The organism is Pseudoalteromonas sp. NS-SX12 (assembly GCF_057367955.1).
Genome location: NZ_CM170634.1, coordinates 741,249 through 761,653, shown reverse-complemented (window position 1 = coordinate 761,653; position 20,405 = coordinate 741,249). Strand labels below are relative to the sequence as shown.

The following is a 20,405-nucleotide window of genomic DNA, read 5'->3' as shown; positions in this document are numbered from 1 at the left end:
ATAGCCTAAATTTCGGGCTATATGTGCAGTTTATGTTGACAGGTTAAACTTTGCTCATTAAAATTCCGCCACCCTTTTGCTCAGTGAAGTAAAAGGGCGGATTTTTTTCAGTAGTTTAGTTTAATTTATTAGGAGCTATTTAATGGCAACTATCAACCAGCTAGTGCGTAAGCCACGTCGCAGCAAGGTTAAATCAAATAACTCAGCTGCGCTTAAGGCTTGTCCTCAAAAGCGTGGCGTATGTACTCGTGTATATACAACAACACCTAAGAAACCAAACTCGGCTCTACGTAAAGTAGCGCGTGTTCGTTTAACGAACGGTTTTGAAGTAACTTCATACATCGGTGGTGAAGGTCACAACCTTCAAGAGCACAGTGTAATTCTTATCCGTGGTGGTCGTGTTAAAGACTTACCAGGTGTACGTTTCCACACTGTTCGCGGTGCACTTGACTGTGCAGGCGTTAACGACCGTCGTCAAGGTCGTTCTAAGTACGGTGCTAAGCGCCCTAAAGGCTAATGGTTCTCCGTTAGTAAGGCCAAGCACTTAAATTTGTAATTAATATTGTTTTGGGGATTCGCTGAAGTAAAGCGGACCTGAAGAAATCGGAGAGATTAAAATGCCTAGAAGACGCGTAATAGGTCAACGTAAAATTCTTCCAGATCCGAAGTTCGGATCAGAGCTTCTTGCTAAATTCGTTAACGTAGTAATGTTAGACGGTAAGAAGTCAACTGCTGAAAAAATCGTATATGGTGCGCTAGACGTGGCTGCTGAGAAATCAGGCAAGTCGCACCTAGAAATCTTCGAATCGGCACTTGAAAATGTTCGCCCACAGGTAGAGGTTAAATCTCGCCGTGTTGGTGGTTCAACATACCAAGTACCAGTAGAAGTACGCCCAGTTCGTCGTAACGCATTAGGTATGCGTTGGTTAGTTGAAGCAGCTCGTAAGCGTGGTGAAAAATCAATGGGCTTACGTCTTGCACAAGAAATGATTGATGCTGCTGAAAACAAAGGCACTGCGGTTAAGAAACGTGAAGACGTTCACCGTATGGCTGAAGCGAACAAGGCATTCGCTCACTACCGTTGGTAGTAAGCTCTTAAGTTTTAAGAGGATATTATGGCACGTACAACTCCAATTGAGCGTTATCGCAATATCGGTATTTGTGCCCACGTAGATGCGGGTAAAACCACCACTACAGAACGTGTTCTTTTCTACACCGGTCTTAGTCATAAGATCGGTGAAGTTCACGACGGTGCCGCAACTATGGACTGGATGGAGCAGGAGCAAGAGCGTGGTATCACGATCACTTCTGCTGCAACCACGTGTTTCTGGAAAGGTATGGACGCTCAGTTCGAAGACCACCGTATCAATATTATTGATACCCCAGGACACGTAGACTTCACTATCGAAGTAGAGCGTTCTTTACGCGTACTCGATGGTGCAGTTGTAGTACTTTGTGCTTCATCTGGTGTCCAGCCACAAACGGAAACGGTGTGGCGACAAGCAAATAAATATGAAGTACCACGCATGATCTTTGTTAATAAGATGGACCGCGTAGGTGCTGACTTCTTGATGGTAGTTGAGCAGGTTAAGAGCCGTTTAGGCGCTGTACCTGTACCAATCCAACTTGCTATCGGTGCTGAAGACGACTTCAAAGGAGTCGTTGATCTTATCAAGATGAAAGCGATTAACTGGTCTGAAGAAGATCAAGGTATGAGCTTCACTTACGAAGAGATTCCTGCTGACCTTCAAGACCTTGCTGAGGAATGGCGTGCTCATTTAGTTGAGTCTGCTGCTGAAGCAAACGAAGAGTTAATGGAAAAGTACCTAGAAGATGGTGAATTAACGGAAGAAGAAATCAAAGCAGCAATTCGTCAACGTACGCTTGCGAACGAAATCGTTCCAATGGCCTGTGGTTCTGCATTTAAGAACAAAGGTGTACAAGCGGTACTTGATGCTGTGATTGAATTCATGCCGTCACCAACTGAAGTTAAGCAAATCCAAGGTGTTTTAGACGACGGCGAGACAGAAGAAGAACGTCCTGCTGATGACAATGCACCATTTGCGGCGCTTGCATTTAAAATTGCAACCGACCCATTTGTTGGAACGCTAACTTTCTTCCGCGTTTACTCAGGTGTTGTAGCCACTGGTGATACAGTTTACAACCCAGTTAAAGCTAAACGTGAGCGTTTTGGTCGTATTGTGCAAATGCACTCAAATGACCGTCAAGAGATTAAAGAAGTTCGCGCTGGCGACATCGCGGCAGCAATTGGTCTGAAAGATGTAACAACAGGTGACACTCTGTGTTCACTTGATTCGCACATTACACTTGAGCGTATGGAATTCCCTGAGCCAGTAATTTCAGTTGCGGTTGAACCGCGTACCAAAGCTGACCAAGAAAAAATGGGTATCGCGTTAGGTAAACTAGCGGCTGAAGATCCATCTTTCCGTGTCGAAACAGATGAAGAATCAGGCCAGACCATCATTTCAGGAATGGGCGAACTTCACTTAGATATTATCGTTGATCGTATGAAACGTGAATTCAGCGTTGAATGTAACGTTGGTAAACCTCAGGTTGCGTATCGTGAAGCTATCCGCTCAACTGTTGAAGTTGAAGGTAAGTTTGTACGTCAGTCTGGTGGTCGCGGACAATATGGTCACGTTTGGCTGAAACTTGAGCCAATGGACTTTACGGAAGAAGATGCTGAAAACTTCGAATTCGTTAACGAAATCGTTGGTGGCGCTGTTCCAAAAGAGTACATTCCTGCGGTAGAAAAAGGTGTTGCTGAGCAAATGCAAAATGGTGTATTAGCTGGCTTCCCTGTATTAGGCGTTAAAGCGACACTATATGATGGTTCATTCCATGATGTAGACTCGAATGAAATGGCGTTTAAGATCGCAGGTTCTATGGCATTCAAGAAAGGTGCGCTTGAAGCGAACCCAGCCTTATTAGAACCGGTTATGAAGGTTGAAGTTATCACCCCTGAAGAAAACATGGGTGATGTAGTAGGCGACTTAAACCGTCGTCGCGGTATGATCGAAGGCATGGACGAAGCGCCAGGTGGTCTTAAGCAAGTAAACGCACAAGTGCCGCTTGCTGAGATGTTCGGTTATGCAACAGACCTTCGTTCTGCAACACAAGGGCGTGCTTCGTACTCGATGGAATTCCTCAAGTACGCAGAAGCATCTTCAAATGTTGCAGACGCAATTATTGCAGCTCGCGCTGTTAAGTAATTTTAGTTCGGTCCGATTCATGTGGGATCGGACTTTAATTTCTTTATAGGAATTTAAGAAAATGGCAAAAGAAAAGTTTGAACGTTCGAAACCGCACGTAAACGTAGGTACAATCGGCCACGTTGACCACGGTAAAACAACTCTAACAGCAGCAATCACTAACGTACTTGCAAAAGTATACGGTGGTGAAGCGAAAGACTTCGCAGCAATCGATAACGCTCCAGAAGAGCGTGAGCGTGGTATCACAATCTCAACTTCACACGTTGAGTACGATACACCAACTCGTCACTACGCACACGTAGACTGTCCAGGACACGCGGATTATGTTAAAAACATGATCACAGGTGCTGCACAGATGGACGGCGCAATCCTAGTAGTAGCTGCGACTGATGGCCCAATGCCACAGACACGTGAGCACATCCTTCTTTCACGTCAGGTTGGTGTACCTTACATCATCGTATTCATGAACAAATGTGACATGGTTGACGACGAAGAACTACTAGAGCTAGTAGAGATGGAAGTTCGTGAACTTCTTTCAGAGTACGATTTCCCAGGTGACGACCTACCACTAATCCAAGGTTCAGCTCTTAAAGCACTAGAAGGCGAGAAAGAGTGGGAAGACAAGATTGTTGAGCTTGCAGAAGCACTAGACACTTACATCCCAGAGCCAGAGCGTGACATCGATAAGCCATTCATCATGCCTATCGAAGACGTATTCTCAATCCAGGGTCGTGGTACAGTAGTAACAGGCCGTGTTGAAGCTGGTATCATCAACGTGAACGACGAAGTAGAAATCGTAGGTATTAAAGAAACTACAACTACTACTTGTACGGGTGTTGAAATGTTCCGTAAGCTTCTAGACGAAGGTCGTGCTGGTGAGAACATTGGTGCACTTCTACGTGGTACTAAGCGTGACGAAGTTGAGCGTGGTCAGGTTCTATGTAAGCCTGGTTCAATCAAGCCGCACACTAAGTTCACTTCAGAAGTATACGTACTATCTAAAGATGAAGGTGGTCGTCACACGCCATTCTTCAAAGGCTACCGTCCACAGTTCTACTTCCGTACAACTGACGTAACTGGTGATATCCAATTACCAGATGGCGTAGAAATGGTAATGCCAGGCGACAACATCAAGATGACTGTTGAGCTAATCGTTCCAATCGCGATGGACGAAGGTCTACGTTTCGCGATCCGTGAAGGTGGCCGTACAGTAGGTGCTGGTGTTGTAGCAACTATCGAAGACTAATTCTTGATAGTTAATGCATAAGCATTGAAAAACCCGAGTTTAGGCTCGGGTTTTTTTATGTCAAAAATACCTATACTTTATTTAATTTAACGTTCTCGTTTCACATCATTTTATATTACCGACCGCTTGGTGATAACTTGCCTTGAACAGTCATGCAGAAACAGCGTACTTAGCTTTTAAGCATGTTCTTTGTAGAGCTGTTGAATGAATGGAACTTCGTCATTCGCTATTCATTAATATTCGGCGTTACTTATTAACCTATATCGCGTTTGTTGCAAAATTAACGCTTCGCTATCCCAAGAGTTATGTATTGCTCTAGTGCTTCAAGAGCCTAATGCGATCTGTTACCCGCTATAATTTTATATAGATGCCTTAGCAAGCATGTGACACATTTAAGCATTTGATTAATCGTATTATGAACTAACTTTTGTGCTATGTTTAAACAGTTCATTATACAAAATAAGGCTTACTGAATGCCGCTTACTCTTACAAGATTACTTCGCAACGATGTAGTTGTTTTTGTACTCATCGTGCTTGGTTATTATTCTTTTGGTGTATTCGGTACTTTCTTTCGTATAGAGCCTGGTTTTGCGAGCGCAGTATGGCCAGCTGCAGGGTACGCCGCAATTGTCGCACTGCGCTATGGCAGTAAGGCATATATACCACTTTTTGTAGGCGCTTTACTGGCCAATATTTATAGTTCTGGAAACGATATTTTTTCCGTTTCTGCTTCCGATTTAATATGGAACAGTGTTCGTGCTGCGGGCGCTTTGTTGCAGGCTGCCATTAGCTGTTTGCTCCTAAAAAAGTTGTGTGATTTTCCACTTAGCTTAAATGCAGCAAAACCTTTGTTAAAAGCGCTAGTTTTAGTCAGCCCGTTTGCTTGTATGGTATCTGCAACAATTGGCACTAGCTCTTTATACTTACAGGGCATTATTCCATTTAGCATCGTCGATTTTGTTTGGTTCACTTGGTGGGTTGGTGACAGTGTTGGTGTGCTGTTCTTCTTCCCATTATTTGGCATGTTACTTCCATCTAAGCTTTTTAGCCCGGTGAGTAACGTTAAAGTTGTATTGGTTACTGGTACCTTATTGCTGATATCAGTGTGCTTTACATTTTCTTATTCAAAAGAAGTGTATCGTAAAAATTTAAACCTAACTTTCGCAGATATTACTGAAAAGAAAGTTTACGAATTACAAATACTCAAACGACAAATTGAAACTAATCTGTTTGCTTTGGCAACCTTGTTTCGTAATGGTATTGATCCTAATATTGATGAATTTCAGTTAATTGCATCGTCTCTTAATAATGGCGGTATTCCCTACCGTGCAATTGCTTGGTTAGATTGTTTAGAGCGTGAAGAGTCGCAAGCTTGGTATGAAAAGCAGTCTGAACGAGGGCTGGAAGGGTCAAAACTTAGAATCATCGATGAAAGCAGGCAGTTTTCACAAATTTTTCCGATCGGTCTAACAGCGCCATACTCGACTAATAGTTTGGCTATTGGTCTCGATTTAGCGAGTCACCCAATTGCAGGTGATACCGTATTTGAAGCGATAAATGCACGGGCAATTAAAGCAACACCGCCGGTTCGCTTACAGCAACAATCAGATAAATTAACAGGCAATGTAATTTACTTTCCAGTATTTAGAAATAGTGACGACAAGCTACTAGGTATCGCCGAAGTGGTGATTGAAGTTGATAAGTCGCTTGAAAAGCTAATGCTTGAGGATGCCTCTTCAGATTATTATCATTTTTCAATTTCAGATAAGCAATCGCCTAGTTCGCCGTATGTTGCAGGTTTAGAACAGAAACACAATACGAGCCATAGTCTACACTTCGCTAAATCTTATCAGTTAGCATGGTTTGGCCGTGATTGGCTGGTTCATTTTGAGAGTACTGATAGTTTTGAAAATACTAAAAAGGATTGGTTAAGTTGGCTTACACTTATTGTGGGTTTTATTATTGCAGCAATAGGTGTGATGTTTACTTTAATTATTGCGGGTTTTAACGATCAGCTAAAGCGTAAGGTAAAAGACAAAACAGCACAATTAGCCACAGTAATTGAACAACTCAAAAAAGCCGACCAAGTAAAGAACGAATTTATTGCAAATATGAGTCATGAAATTCGTACCCCGTTAAATGTTGTTTTATCCACATTGCAATTGCTAAGAAAATCCAAACAAGCGGCAAAAGAACAAGAGCTCACTGACAGTGCGCTATCTTCGGGTAAAACACTGCTAACTATAATTAATGATATTCTTGATATATCTAAGTTAGAAGCCGGAAAACTCGAAATTGAATCTACCGAGTTTGATTTAGAAAAGCTGGTTAAAGACACGGTAACTGAGCAAAAGAGTATTGCAGATGAAAAACAATTAGTAGTGAAGCTGCATTCAACGTCTTCAGTAACAGGTGTGTGGAAAGGTGACCCGACGCGTATTAAGCAGATCTTACTCAACCTAGTTAGTAACGCAATTAAGTTTACAGACTCAGGTCAAATTGACGTCAGGGTTGTAAAGTATAAGCGAGGTATTAAAGTCGAAGTAGCAGATTCAGGTATTGGTATGAGTGATACCCAAGTAACACGCTTGTTCGAACGGTTTGAACAAGCAGATACGTCGACAACACGTCGATTTGGGGGCACAGGTTTAGGGCTTGCAATCGTTGCACAACTCGTTCACTTAATGAAAGGTAAAATTGAAGTGACGAGTGAGCTAAATAAAGGTTCTCAATTTAAGCTCACAATTCCATTGATACACGAAAGTCGTGAAGTATTAAAACCACGAGGTGATGCACAGTTAACGATGCCATCACTCAATGGCACAACCATTTTGTTGGCTGAAGATAATAAAGTAAATCAAACTGTGTTTAAGGCAATTATGGCGCCAGCGAAAGCAACACTATTAATCGCTGAAAATGGAAAACAAGCAATCGACTTGTTTCAACAAGAAAACCCAGCCATCATTTTTATGGATATTCAAATGCCAGAGATGGATGGTGAGCAAGCTTGCAAATATATTCGGCAACTAAATAACACCATTCCAATAGTAGCGTTAACAGCGAACGTACTTGAAAGTGATGTAACAAGGTATTTAAGTGAAGGGTTTAACGCTCATCTTGCAAAACCCATCGATATTAATAAATTAATTGAGACCTTAGTCCAGTTAACGGTAGCTAGCGAGTAGCATATTAGAAGAGCAAGTGTATGCTAGTCGCTATTTCGCTCAGAAGGCAGATCACTTAAATACTCGATAAACTCCACTTCAAATCCGTCAGGGTCAATAAAATAGGCATTTTTACGAAAAGGGTGCTCACTGCTTTTATCGACAAAAAAGCCTGCGTCACACATACGCATTATGAGTGCATCTAAATTACTTACAACATAGGCAAAGTGCGCGAGTCCTGTTTGATGACCAGAGAGTTTTCTTATCTCTCCCTCACCATGGTCACTTAATGCAATATAATTAAAATCGTCGCCAAAGTGCAGCCATTGCCGCGGCTTGCCGTACCACTCACCACTTCCTTTTGAGCGAATTTGCCAGTGTGGAAAAGCAGCTTGATAAAAAGTCAGTGACTTATTTAGATCAGTAACAACTAAATTAACGTGTTCCAAAAACATTGTGGTTCCTTATTTTAATGCTGAAGTTGATACCAAGATTGAATATTTGTTTAAAGTACAAAGGTAGCGTGTAAATGTGTGCATAAAATCATTCCTTAAATTGAGAAAGCAGGATGACTATAAAAGCTCAAGTTAGATTGAGGTAAAGCCCTATTTATATTTTTTTAACAGCGGTTTTGTGTGATGATTGAAAAATTATTGGTCAAATGAGTTATAGCAGTGGAAGTAGTTGTAGTAGAACAAACCAACATGCGTGTGTATTTAAACTTGTTGCAAGGGTATGAAGCCGAGTTTTCAAAGATCACAGGTAAATTACCTAACCACATGGGGCTGTTCGATCTCGACACAGAGCTGGTTGATAATGTTTTTGGTTTGCTCTGTTATTTAGAAGGTAAGCCAATTGGCTTTGCAGCAATCAAACAAGTTTCTAATAAACAGTTTGAGGTGTGTGAGTTTTACATAGTTCCAAGTTTAAGAGAGCAAGGGTTAGGACGTAAATTCGTGAGTTGGATTTGGCAGCATTATGGTGGTGCATGGCAGATTAAACAGATTGCGGGTGCAAGTAAGGCAACGCAATTTTGGCGAAACGCAATCACAAGCTTCAATGCAAACTACACTGAAACAAAGATTAATGATGAATATTGGGGTGAGGTGACGCAGCAATCATTTAATACTGAGGCCCAAAATTCACAAGTAAACTCGCTTTAAAAAGCATTTTTTAGAAGAAAACGTACAAAAACGAGCAGTTTTGTATGTATTTCACCCAAACGATCCAAAAAACTAAAAAAAGTTTGAAATAGGGGTTGATCCAAATTCGGATCTCTCTATAATGCGCCTCCACCAACACGGGGAACGACGCAGCATAGCAGCGAATCACGAGTTGGTTGAGTCAAGTAAAACTGAGTTTTGAACGTTTTCAAAATAAAAAGAAAATAATCAAAATTAAGTGTTGACAAAAAATTAGGAAGGCGTAACATACGCAGCCCTAACAGCGACGAAGCGTCGCGGCAAGCACAAGGTTGTTTGCACTGTTCTTTAAAAATTTAAGCAATCATCTGTGTGGGCACTCGTACAGATTAAGTTCTAACATACGCTTTTAGCGTAACAAAATTTAGACTTAATTGAACTGAGTGACCAACGGAATAAAGAAATTTATTCAGCACAGTCAATTCGATATCGTAAGATATCAAAATCAGAATTCATTGAGTCGGACGTAAGTCCAAAAACACTTTTAATTGAAGAGTTTGATCATGGCTCAGATTGAACGCTGGCGGCAGGCCTAACACATGCAAGTCGAGCGGTAACATTTCTAGCTTGCTAGAAGATGACGAGCGGCGGACGGGTGAGTAATGCTTGGGAACATGCCTTTAGGTGGGGGACAACCATTGGAAACGATGGCTAATACCGCATAATGTCTACGGACCAAAGGGGGCTTCGGCTCTCGCCTTTAGATTGGCCCAAGTGGGATTAGCTAGTTGGTGAGGTAATGGCTCACCAAGGCGACGATCCCTAGCTGGTTTGAGAGGATGATCAGCCACACTGGAACTGAGACACGGTCCAGACTCCTACGGGAGGCAGCAGTGGGGAATATTGCACAATGGGCGCAAGCCTGATGCAGCCATGCCGCGTGTGTGAAGAAGGCCTTCGGGTTGTAAAGCACTTTCAGTTGTGAGGAAAGGTTAGTAGTTAATACCTGCTAGCTGTGACGTTAGCAACAGAAGAAGCACCGGCTAACTCCGTGCCAGCAGCCGCGGTAATACGGAGGGTGCGAGCGTTAATCGGAATTACTGGGCGTAAAGCGTACGCAGGCGGTTTGTTAAGCGAGATGTGAAAGCCCCGGGCTCAACCTGGGAACTGCATTTCGAACTGGCAAACTAGAGTGTGATAGAGGGTGGTAGAATTTCAGGTGTAGCGGTGAAATGCGTAGAGATCTGAAGGAATACCGATGGCGAAGGCAGCCACCTGGGTCAACACTGACGCTCATGTACGAAAGCGTGGGGAGCAAACGGGATTAGATACCCCGGTAGTCCACGCCGTAAACGATGTCTACTAGGAGTTCGGTTTTTCGGAACTGTCTTCCAAAGCTAACGCATTAAGTAGACCGCCTGGGGAGTACGGCCGCAAGGTTAAAACTCAAATGAATTGACGGGGGCCCGCACAAGCGGTGGAGCATGTGGTTTAATTCGATGCAACGCGAAGAACCTTACCTACACTTGACATCCAGAGAACTTACTAGAGATAGTTTGGTGCCTTCGGGAACTCTGAGACAGGTGCTGCATGGCTGTCGTCAGCTCGTGTTGTGAGATGTTGGGTTAAGTCCCGCAACGAGCGCAACCCCTATCCTTAGTTGCCAGCGATTCGGTCGGGAACTCTAAGGAGACTGCCGGTGATAAACCGGAGGAAGGTGGGGACGACGTCAAGTCATCATGGCCCTTACGTGTAGGGCTACACACGTGCTACAATGGCGCATACAGAGTGCTGCGAACTCGCGAGAGTAAGCGAATCACTTAAAGTGCGTCGTAGTCCGGATTGGAGTCTGCAACTCGACTCCATGAAGTCGGAATCGCTAGTAATCGCGAATCAGAATGTCGCGGTGAATACGTTCCCGGGCCTTGTACACACCGCCCGTCACACCATGGGAGTGGGTTGCTCCAGAAGTAGGTAGCTTAACCTTAGGGAGGGCGCTTACCACGGAGTGATTCATGACTGGGGTGAAGTCGTAACAAGGTAGCCCTAGGGGAACCTGGGGCTGGATCACCTCCTTATACGATTTAGAACTTTTTGTTCGAAGTGTCCACACAGATGATTGTTAGCTAAGCAATAGCTTAGTTAATTTGCTCTTTAAAAATTTGGAAAGCTGACAAACTTTAAATTAAGTATTTCTTAGGAAATACAATATTTAATTTAGAGTTCTCAAAATAAAGTAAAGAAAATATGCCGCAACATTAAGTTGTTGTTGGTATCTACTTTAGTATTCAATATTTAACTTCTGGCGGAGTTAAAAACTGTCTTTAGCAATACAAACCATTTTGGGTTGTATGGTTAAGTGACTAAGCGTATACGGTGGATGCCTTGGCAGTTGGAGGCGATGAAGGACGTATTAACTTGCGATAAGCCTAGTCAAGCTAGTAAAAAGCGCTTGAGACTAGGATTTCCGAATGGGGAAACCCACCACTTAGTGGTATCACTTACTGAATACATAGGTAAGTGAGGCGAACCGGGAGAACTGAAACATCTAAGTACCCCGAGGAAAAGAAATCAACCGAGATTCCGAAAGTAGCGGCGAGCGAAATCGGATTAGCCCTTAAGCTGTAATGTAGTTAGTGGAACATTCTGGAAAGTTTGACGATACAGGGTGATAGTCCCGTACACGAAAACTTATTTACAGTGAAATCGAGTAGGTCGGAGCACGTGAAACTTTGACTGAATATGGGGGGACCATCCTCCAAGGCTAAATACTCCCAACTGACCGATAGTGAACCAGTACCGTGAGGGAAAGGCGAAAAGAACCCCTGTGAGGGGAGTGAAATAGAACCTGAAACCGTATACGTACAAGCAGTAGGAGCAGATTCGTTCTGTGACTGCGTACCTTTTGTATAATGGGTCAGCGACTTATATTCAGTAGCGAGGTTAACCATTTAGGGGAGCCGTAGTGAAAGCGAGCGTTAACTGCGCGTTTAGTTGCTGGGTATAGACCCGAAACCCGGTGATCTAGCCATGGGCAGGTTGAAGGTCAGGTAACACTGACTGGAGGACCGAACCGACTATCGTTGAAAAGCTAGCGGATGACCTGTGGCTAGGAGTGAAAGGCTAATCAAACCGGGAGATAGCTGGTTCTCCCCGAAATCTATTTAGGTAGAGCCTCGGACGAATACTATTGGGGGTAGAGCACTGTTAAGGCTAGGGGGTCATCCCGACTTACCAACCCTTTGCAAACTCCGAATACCAATAAGTAATATCCGGGAGACACACGGCGGGTGCTAACGTCCGTCGTGGAGAGGGAAACAACCCAGACCGCCAGCTAAGGTCCCAAAGTGTATGTTAAGTGGGAAACGATGTGGAAAGGCCCAGACAGCCAGGAGGTTGGCTTAGAAGCAGCCATCCTTTAAAGAAAGCGTAATAGCTCACTGGTCGAGTCGGTCTGCGCGGAAGATGTAACGGGGCTAAACATACCACCGAAGCTGCGGCTGCGAATTTATTCGCGGGGTAGGGGAGCGTTCTGTAAGCTGTTGAAGGTGTACCGGGAGGTATGCTGGAGGTATCAGAAGTGCGAATGCTGACATGAGTAACGATAAAGCGGGTGAAAAACCCGCTCGCCGGAAGACCAAGGGTTCCTATCCCATGCTAATCAGGGTAGGGTGAGTCGACCCCTAAGGCGAGGCCGAAAGGCGTAGTCGATGGGAAACGGGTTAATATTCCCGTACTTGGAATAATTGCGATGGGGGGACGGAGCAGGCTAAACAAGCATGGCGTTGGTTGTCCATGTGAAAGTATGTAGGCTGGAAACTTAGGCAAATCCGGGTTTCTAAGGCTGAGATACGAGACGACACACTACGGTGTGGAAGTTGTTGATGCCATACTTCCAGGAAAAGCCTCTAAGCTTCAGATTATTTCGAATCGTACCCCAAACCGACACAGGTGGTCAGGTAGAGAATACTAAGGCGCTTGAGAGAACTCGGGTGAAGGAACTAGGCAAAATTGTACCGTAACTTCGGGAGAAGGTACGCTCCTATCTGTGATGAGACTTGCTCTCTAAGCGGACGGGAGTCGCAGTGACTAGGTGGCTGGGACTGTTTATTAAAAACACAGCACTCTGCAAATTCGAAAGAAGACGTATAGGGTGTGACACCTGCCCGGTGCCGGAAGGTTAATTGATGGGGTTAGCTTCGGCGAAGCTCTTGATCGAAGCCCCGGTAAACGGCGGCCGTAACTATAACGGTCCTAAGGTAGCGAAATTCCTTGTCGGGTAAGTTCCGACCTGCACGAATGGTGTAACCATGGCCACGCTGTCTCCACCCGAGACTCAGTGAAATTGAAATCGCAGTGAAGATGCTGTGTACCCGCGGCTAGACGGAAAGACCCCGTGAACCTTTACTACAGCTTGGCACTGAACATTGACCCTACATGTGTAGGATAGGTGGGAGGCTTTGAAGCACAGTCGCTAGATTGTGTGGAGCCGTCCTTGAAATACCACCCTTGTAGTGTTGATGTTCTAACATAGGCCCCTGAATCGGGGTTGTGGACAGTGCCTGGTGGGTAGTTTGACTGGGGCGGTCTCCTCCCAAAGAGTAACGGAGGAGCACGAAGGTTTGCTAAGTACGGTCGGACATCGTACGGTTAGTGTAATGGTAGAAGCAAGCTTAACTGCGAGACAGACACGTCGAGCAGGTACGAAAGTAGGTCATAGTGATCCGGTGGTTCTGAATGGAAGGGCCATCGCTCAACGGATAAAAGGTACTCCGGGGATAACAGGCTGATACCGCCCAAGAGTTCATATCGACGGCGGTGTTTGGCACCTCGATGTCGGCTCATCACATCCTGGGGCTGAAGTCGGTCCCAAGGGTATGGCTGTTCGCCATTTAAAGTGGTACGCGAGCTGGGTTTAGAACGTCGTGAGACAGTTCGGTCCCTATCTGCCGTGGGCGTTTGAGAATTGAGAGGGGCTGCTCCTAGTACGAGAGGACCGGAGTGGACGAACCGCTGGTGTTCGGGTTGTGATGCCAATTGCATTGCCCGGTAGCTACGTTCGGAATCGATAACCGCTGAAAGCATCTAAGCGGGAAGCGAGCCTCGAGATGAGTTCTCACTTTAACTTGAGTTAACTGAAGGGCCGTTGAAGACTACAACGTTGATAGGCAGGATGTGGAAGTGGTGCGAGCCATTAAGCTAACCTGTACTAATTACCCGTGAGGCTTAACCATACAACGCCAAAGTGGTTTAGACCCGCAGAAGTTGAATAGCTCGAAAAGAGCAAAGTACTAAAGTAGATAACTTTACGAATTGAGATAAAAAGACAGTTTTCCAGATTTAGATTTAAGACAAGCTCTTAAGTCAACCAGATTTGCTTGGTGACTATAGCGTTTTGGAACCACCTGACCCCATGCCGAACTCAGAAGTGAAACGAAACAGCGTCGATGATAGTGTGGGTTCGCCCATGTGAAAGTAGAACATCGCCAAGCTCCTAATTAAGTAAAAAGCCCGCTCAATGAGCGGGCTTTTTGCGTTTGGGGAACTAAAGGACTTTAGAATTAAGCAAACAGGCTTCAGAATATTGCTGAATCCTGAATCCTGAATCCTGAATCCTGAATCCTGAATCCTGAATCCTGAATCCTGAATCCTGAATCCTGAATCCTGAATCCTGAATCCTGAATCCTGAATCCTGAATCCTGAACCCTAAGCTATCTCGGCTTCTTTACGTTATAGGAATTGTTGCGTACTTCATAATCTAAGCTCAGTCTGCAGGTAAACTTATTTCTATACGTATTTTGCTGTTCTAGCTTATGGTAAAAATGACGTTTTAATTACTGCATTTTCACGTAATATAGTAGTATTAACATATATGTGAAGTTGTTTAGTCACACGTTAAACTGATTAATTTTATTAACTTAGTTACACTAATGCTTTTTTGTGTCGATAAGATGTGTGTCTTTCTAAATAAAAAGCAAAAATAAATTAGCTTAACATCGTGTGTAAACATAAATAATAAGAATATGAAGCGCTTTATTCAGTATCAAACAGATCGGTTATCCGCTATCCCAAATATGGCTAGCGCTATCTCGAAGAAAATATCAGAATTCCAATACGATTATCGTAAGATGTTGGAAGAGGCGTCTCTGTTTTTTGAAAAACACTACGAATACGAAGCCGAACTTACGCAATTAAATAAAAAGATCGTCGCTTACCAAGAACATATCGATATTGTAGAAAACTACCGCAAAGAAAAAGGTAAGTATCCGCTTATTAAAGGGCAACGATCTGCTCAGCGTTATTTAGAAAAACTACATCAAAAGATCGATGAAGCAGAGCTGCGCATCAAACAAATAGCAGCCGAGCGTTTGAAGGCTCGTGGTGAGCGTTATATTTCACTGGAAAAGCTAATCGATAATATTCTCGATTTGCTCGATGGGCCTAAAATATTCAGTCAGTTTTTGGGGACCATGGTACTTTCAACGCCACTACCCAATGAGACGGTTCGCTGTACGCGAAACGAAAAAAACAAACCAATTTATATCACGGCATTAACCGTTGCGCTGTTTGAAGAAGCACGCCTATTTAACCAATTTACTTCACCTTATTTAAAACAAGCGCTGAGTGACATTATCGGATACGATAAAGTCAGCTTAATGCAGCGTCATGATTACAAGCCGTTCACCAAAGAGCAGAAAATGGCTTATCGTGAAGAAGTGCTTAAACCCATCGTTAAAGCAACTTTGCTTCGCCATATTGGCTCGTATGCACCTCATGCTGAAGCAATTTATCAAGGTAACCGCTTCAGGCTGTTAGATGTAGAACAGCGTAATAAGTTATTAACTGGAATTAAACGAAACTCATATCTCTACTTGCGTCAGGGTGTAGGTTTACCGCAAAGACGTTTTGATAAAAAAGAAGAACGTGATGAGTTCTTTGAAATTGAAAATGCCAAGTTAGATTTTATGACTCAGTTGCTTGATTTCGATAATCAAGAACCTGAGTTGCGTGACTTGATGCGTATTCCTATGGTGTACGCTTCATTTATGCTTTCTACCAAAGAGGAATATGATTATCGCAATATGTATCGCGCATATGACATTCTAAAAGATGGCATGAAGCAAGGAGAGTATAACGCAAATTTTTGTGCGCTATTCTTACGTATGGTTGGACGATTCCCGCTTGGTAGTGGCGTTTATTTTATCTCGCATGAAACTGAGCAAATTGAAAAAGGTATCGTTTCTTCTCTATTTCCTAAAAATCCAGAAGAGCCTTACGTAAAACAAATTACACGTAACCATATACAGTCACTTAGCCAAACTGAAGTTTTGGTGGTACGCAGCACTAATATTTATTTTGAATCTACTCGTGATAATTCGGGGCTAGAGGAGGTGGTGTTTACACAGCGCTACCAACCACCGTATGTGTGGAATGCTAATGAAGTGTGGGAAGTTCAGGTGCCAGCGTTAGTCTTTTGGAAAAAGGATGGCACCACTAAAAACAGTAATCTCGCTATGCTATAGCATTAGCTGTTATTAGCGAGTTGCACACTGCCGCGGCGTTTTTGCCATTTTACCGCAGGTATTAACATCGTAGCTAATAACAGTGCATAAGCCATGTGCGCGCCAATGCCAAATGCAAGAGCCATGCAGGCAATAAACCCTAACGAAATCGTAATACGGTGTTTTGCTGCGAGTAATACCCATGCAGAGCACATAGTTGCAATATAGATAATAACAAAGACACCATTTACCCAGTTTATTAAATCTTCCAGATCTTGGCCGCTGAAATAAGTTATAACGAGTACTGTTGCCATGATACTCAGCACACAAATCAACGCTCTTTGCGGTACATTATATTGGTTTGTGTATGCTAATGATTTGGGCAATACTTTTTGTTCAGCGAAGCTTGCGGCGAGTTTAGCCAGACTTGTTGTATAAACGTTGATGGTAGCAAGGCCACCTGCTGTACCAAGTATGCCAATGATATAGTTACCGCCACTGAAATAGTGGTTAAATACGCCGATAATCGCCAGCTTTTGATCATTAGGGTGGGCCAAAACTAATACCGTAGATAATAAATAAATCACGCCAACAATAACACTGCCTATAATCATCGCTGGAATAACATCTTGCTTCGGCTTTTTAAACTCATTGGCAAGGTGTGACATAGCTTCAACACCAAGAAAACTCCAAAAAGCGAGACCTGCGGCACTTAGTATTTTATCGCTATCCAAACTCAGCGTTGTGTCCGATTGCATTACGACTTGTTCATTGCTGAAAGTAAATAACAGCATGACAATAAAGGTGATTAACAGGGTAAGCAGAAACTGTAGTTTTGCTGAAACATGAATGCCTTTTCGGTTTATGTAAAACAGGCATAAAAGCGCAGTGAGTTCGGCGAGTAACAATTGTACACCGTTAATATTTATCATTCCTTGCACAAACTGAAAGGTCATAATAATGGCTGCGGGTGCACCAATTGGCACGACTAACAAAAACATTAAGCCAATGACTCTACCTGCAGTTTTGCCAAAGGCTTTTTCAACAAAGTGAGCAGGGCCGCCTGAATGTGGAAAAAGTGACGATAGCTTTCCAAATACATAAGTAATAGGGATTAATCCCACTGTCAGTAGAAGCCAAGCGTAGAGTGCATTACTTCCCGACATTTCGACGGTTAGCTGCGGTAGTATAAATACTCCGGTACCGAGTAAGGTTGTTGCCATCATGCCGGCGCCTTGCCAGCGTCCAATGCCTGTATTAACTGATTTCATGTTACTTTGTTTATGGTTTTTAATAGCGCTAGTATAGAAATATTTACTATCTCAAACTGTTTGAGTTGCTAGGCAGAGTGTGTGATATGCAGGTAAAATGACGGTATTACTGCAAAATAAAAACACTTTGAAGGTTTAGGTGATTAAGTATGCAAATGGATAAATTTGACCAGGCGATTATTGGTCAGTTAAAAATAAACGCGAGGCAAAGCGTATCGGCGATAGCTGATGCGGTAAACCTCTCGCGTTCAGCTGTTACAGAGCGGATTAAAAAACTAGAGCGTCAGGGGCAAATTCGCGGCTATCAAGTCTTGCTAAGTGAATCGCAAAAAGTAGGTGTATCTGCTTACTTTGAAATTCAGCATCAGTGCACGCGTTGTTCAAACATTGTTAAGGTGTTTCAGGTGATCCCGGAAGTTTTAACGTGCCATGGTATTACTGGCGATATGGATTTATTGGTATACGTGCAAACAGATTCGATGCAACGACTTCATGAGATAAGAGAATACTTAGACGCAGAGCCTGATATCGTAAAAATTAAAACGCATGTCGTAATGAGCGAATGGATTAATAATTTAGGCTAAATACACGTAAATTATCGTTATATACGGTTGTTACAATTCGTTACGCAAAACTATAGTCGTAATTAATTTACTGAGTTAGCATGGGAAGGTTAAATACAAAGGGAATATTTATGAAAGCATTAAAACCAATCGCACTAAGTGCACTCTCACTATTAGTGCTTAGCGCTTGCAATAACACTCAAAACAACAACAAAACTGATATTGCGGCGCCTATCGCCAAAAAAGTGCCATTTGAAATGACGCACCACGGTAACACACGCATTGATAATTATTATTGGATGCGTGACGATGAACGCAAAGATCCTGAAATTCTAGCGCATTTAGAAGCTGAAAATAGTTATACCGAACAAAAATTAAAACATACTGAAGCACTACAAGCGCAATTATTTGACGAGATCAAAGGTCGCATTGTTAAAGATGATCAATCTGTACCAGTCAAACAGGGCGATTACTTTTACGGTAGTGAAGTAAGCGGTGATAACGAATACAGCGTATATACGCGCGCAAAAGATTTAGCAGGTACTGATAAGCAAGTACTGTTAGATGTTAACGAATTGGCAAAAGCACACGATTATTTTAGTGTTAGCACACTAACTGTGAGTGAAAACGATAATTTACTTGCGTACGGCGAAGATACATTAAGCCGTCGTATTTACACTATTCGCATTAAAGACCTAACTACAGGCGAATACTTAAAAGATAAAATTGAAGGTACGTCAGGCAATATTGTTTGGGGTAACGACAATACCTTTTTGTACTACATCAAGAAAGACCCGCAAACCTTGCTTGGTTATCAGGTTTACCGCCATGTGCTGGGAACGGACCAAAGCAGTGATGAGCTAGTCTATGAAGAGAAAAACAAAGCGTACTACACTTATATTAGTAAGAGTAAAGACAGCAGTTTAGTTTACATTCACCATTCAAGTACTGAAGCACGCGGTGTATCAATTATTGATGCGAACGACGCCAAGGCGAAACCTACACGTTTTATTCCGCGTGAAGACAAGCACGAATACAGTATTGCTAAGTTAAATAACGATTTTTACATTACTACTAACCTAGATGCGGTTAACTTCCGTTTAATGAAAGTTGACGCAAGTAAAGTAGGTGATAAGGCGCATTGGCAAGAAGTTATCCCTGCGCGTGATAACGTAAAACTTGAAGACATTACGTTATTTGATAATCACTTAGTTTATCAAGAGCGTGAGAATGGTTTAACGAATGTAACTGTGCGTAAGCTTGATTCAGGCAAAGAGTTTAACCTGGACTTTAAAGATACTGCGTTTGCTGCAGGTATGTACGGTAATAATGAACTTGATAATGCATCTGTTCGTTTGTACTACACCAGTATGACAACGCCTTCTAGTGTAATTGAATATACGCTAGAAGACGGTAAAAAAACTGTACTAAAAGAACAGAAAGTATTAGGTGACTTTAACTCTGATAACTATGTATCTGAACGCATTATGGTAACAGCACGCGATGGTAAAAAAGTGCCTGTATCGCTTGTTTATCATAAAGATAAGTTTAAAAAAGATGGTACTAACCCGCTTTATCAATATGGTTATGGCTCATATGGTGCAACCTTCGACCCGACTTTCTCAACGTCACGTTTAAGCCTGCTTGACCGTGGTTTTGTTTACGCCATTGCCCATATTCGAGGCTCTCAAATGCTAGGTCGCCCTTGGTATGAAGATGGTAAAAAACTCACCAAGAAAAATACCTTCAACGATTTTGTAGACGTAACTAAAGCGCTTGTAGAACAAGGTTATGGTGCAAAAGATAAAGTATTTGCGGTTGGCGGCAGTGCCGGTGGTTTATTAATGGGGGCTGTGATTAACCAAGCGCCAGAATTGTATCGCGGTGTTGCTTCTCACGTACCATTTGTCGATGTGGTTACCACTATGCTTGATGAATCAATTCCATTGACTACAAACGAGTATGATGAGTGGGGGAACCCGAATGAAAAAGCGTACTATGACTACATGTTAAGTTACTCACCTTACGATCAGGTTAAGCGTCAAGCGTATCCAAACCTGTTAGTAACAACTGGCTTACATGACTCGCAAGTACAGTACTTTGAACCTATGAAGTGGGTTGCTAAGCTGCGTGAATATAAGACGAACGATAACCTACTACTGTTCAAAACGGATATGGAAGCAGGTCACGGTGGCGCATCAGGCCGCTTTAAACGCATAAACGATACTGCGTTAGAGTATGCGTTCTTCATTGATTTACTAAAGCAGTAATACACATATTAAAG

General features: G+C 42.9%; 11 protein-coding genes and 3 rRNA genes. 12 read left to right on the top strand and 2 right to left on the bottom strand.

The window, feature by feature from the left end:
* The first annotated feature begins 142 nt into the window (after window positions 1-142).
* The 5 genes from rpsL to AC2IOM_RS03620 all read left to right on the top strand — a co-directional run bounded on the left by rpsL (window position 143) and on the right by AC2IOM_RS03620 (window position 7,664).
* The gene (gene rpsL / locus AC2IOM_RS03640) at window positions 143-517 is read left to right on the top strand and encodes a 30S ribosomal protein S12 (protein WP_010562300.1); all 375 of its coding nucleotides are present in this window, start codon (window positions 143-145) and stop codon (window positions 515-517) included.
* A gap of 100 nt (window positions 518-617) precedes the next feature.
* The gene (rpsG, locus tag AC2IOM_RS03635; protein WP_010562301.1) at window positions 618-1,088 is read left to right on the top strand and encodes a 30S ribosomal protein S7; all 471 of its coding nucleotides are present in this window, start codon (window positions 618-620) and stop codon (window positions 1,086-1,088) included.
* A gap of 27 nt (window positions 1,089-1,115) precedes the next feature.
* The gene (gene fusA / locus AC2IOM_RS03630) at window positions 1,116-3,233 is read left to right on the top strand and encodes an elongation factor G (protein ID WP_105171159.1); all 2,118 of its coding nucleotides are present in this window, start codon (window positions 1,116-1,118) and stop codon (window positions 3,231-3,233) included.
* Between the two features lie 61 nt (window positions 3,234-3,294).
* Window positions 3,295-4,479 (top strand): elongation factor Tu, encoded by a 1,185-nt coding sequence (gene tuf / locus AC2IOM_RS03625; protein WP_010562291.1) that lies wholly within the window; start codon window positions 3,295-3,297, stop codon window positions 4,477-4,479.
* A gap of 473 nt (window positions 4,480-4,952) precedes the next feature.
* Window positions 4,953-7,664, top strand: a complete 2,712-nt coding sequence (locus AC2IOM_RS03620; RefSeq protein WP_486359157.1) for an ATP-binding protein — start codon at window positions 4,953-4,955, stop codon at window positions 7,662-7,664.
* Between the two features lie 23 nt (window positions 7,665-7,687).
* On the opposite strand, the gene AC2IOM_RS03615 is transcribed toward AC2IOM_RS03620, so the two are convergent.
* The gene (locus tag AC2IOM_RS03615) at window positions 7,688-8,098 is read right to left on the bottom strand and encodes a VOC family protein (protein WP_486359156.1); all 411 of its coding nucleotides are present in this window, start codon (window positions 8,096-8,098) and stop codon (window positions 7,688-7,690) included.
* A gap of 219 nt (window positions 8,099-8,317) precedes the next feature.
* On the opposite strand from AC2IOM_RS03615, the gene AC2IOM_RS03610 reads away from it, so the two are divergent.
* From AC2IOM_RS03610 to AC2IOM_RS03590, 5 genes are all read left to right on the top strand, one after another.
* Entirely contained in the window at window positions 8,318-8,806 is a 489-nt protein-coding gene (locus AC2IOM_RS03610) for a GNAT family N-acetyltransferase (protein ID WP_486359155.1), read from the top strand.
* Between the two features lie 524 nt (window positions 8,807-9,330).
* Window positions 9,331-10,863, top strand: a 16S ribosomal RNA gene (locus tag AC2IOM_RS03605).
* Window positions 10,864-11,138: 275 nt separating this feature from the next.
* A 23S ribosomal RNA gene (locus AC2IOM_RS03600) occupies window positions 11,139-14,019 on the top strand.
* A gap of 143 nt (window positions 14,020-14,162) precedes the next feature.
* Window positions 14,163-14,277: ribosomal RNA gene (rrf, locus tag AC2IOM_RS03595) — 5S ribosomal RNA — on the top strand.
* The 16S, 23S and 5S rRNA genes sit together here, the layout of an rRNA operon.
* A 531-nt stretch (window positions 14,278-14,808) precedes the next feature.
* Window positions 14,809-16,308 (top strand): hypothetical protein, encoded by a 1,500-nt coding sequence (locus AC2IOM_RS03590; RefSeq protein WP_486359154.1) that lies wholly within the window; start codon window positions 14,809-14,811, stop codon window positions 16,306-16,308.
* Between the two features lie 2 nt (window positions 16,309-16,310).
* On the opposite strand, the gene yjeH is transcribed toward AC2IOM_RS03590, so the two are convergent.
* A complete protein-coding gene (gene yjeH / locus AC2IOM_RS03585) occupies window positions 16,311-17,558 on the bottom strand; it encodes an L-methionine/branched-chain amino acid transporter (RefSeq protein WP_486359153.1) in 1,248 nt (415 codons plus the stop codon).
* A gap of 155 nt (window positions 17,559-17,713) precedes the next feature.
* On the opposite strand from yjeH, the gene AC2IOM_RS03580 reads away from it, so the two are divergent.
* Complete coding sequence (locus tag AC2IOM_RS03580; RefSeq protein WP_010562240.1) at window positions 17,714-18,142, top strand: Lrp/AsnC family transcriptional regulator; 429 nt, start codon at window positions 17,714-17,716, stop codon at window positions 18,140-18,142.
* A gap of 110 nt (window positions 18,143-18,252) precedes the next feature.
* Window positions 18,253-20,391 (top strand): S9 family peptidase, encoded by a 2,139-nt coding sequence (locus AC2IOM_RS03575; RefSeq protein WP_486359152.1) that lies wholly within the window; start codon window positions 18,253-18,255, stop codon window positions 20,389-20,391.
* Window positions 20,392-20,405: the final 14 nt, after the last annotated feature.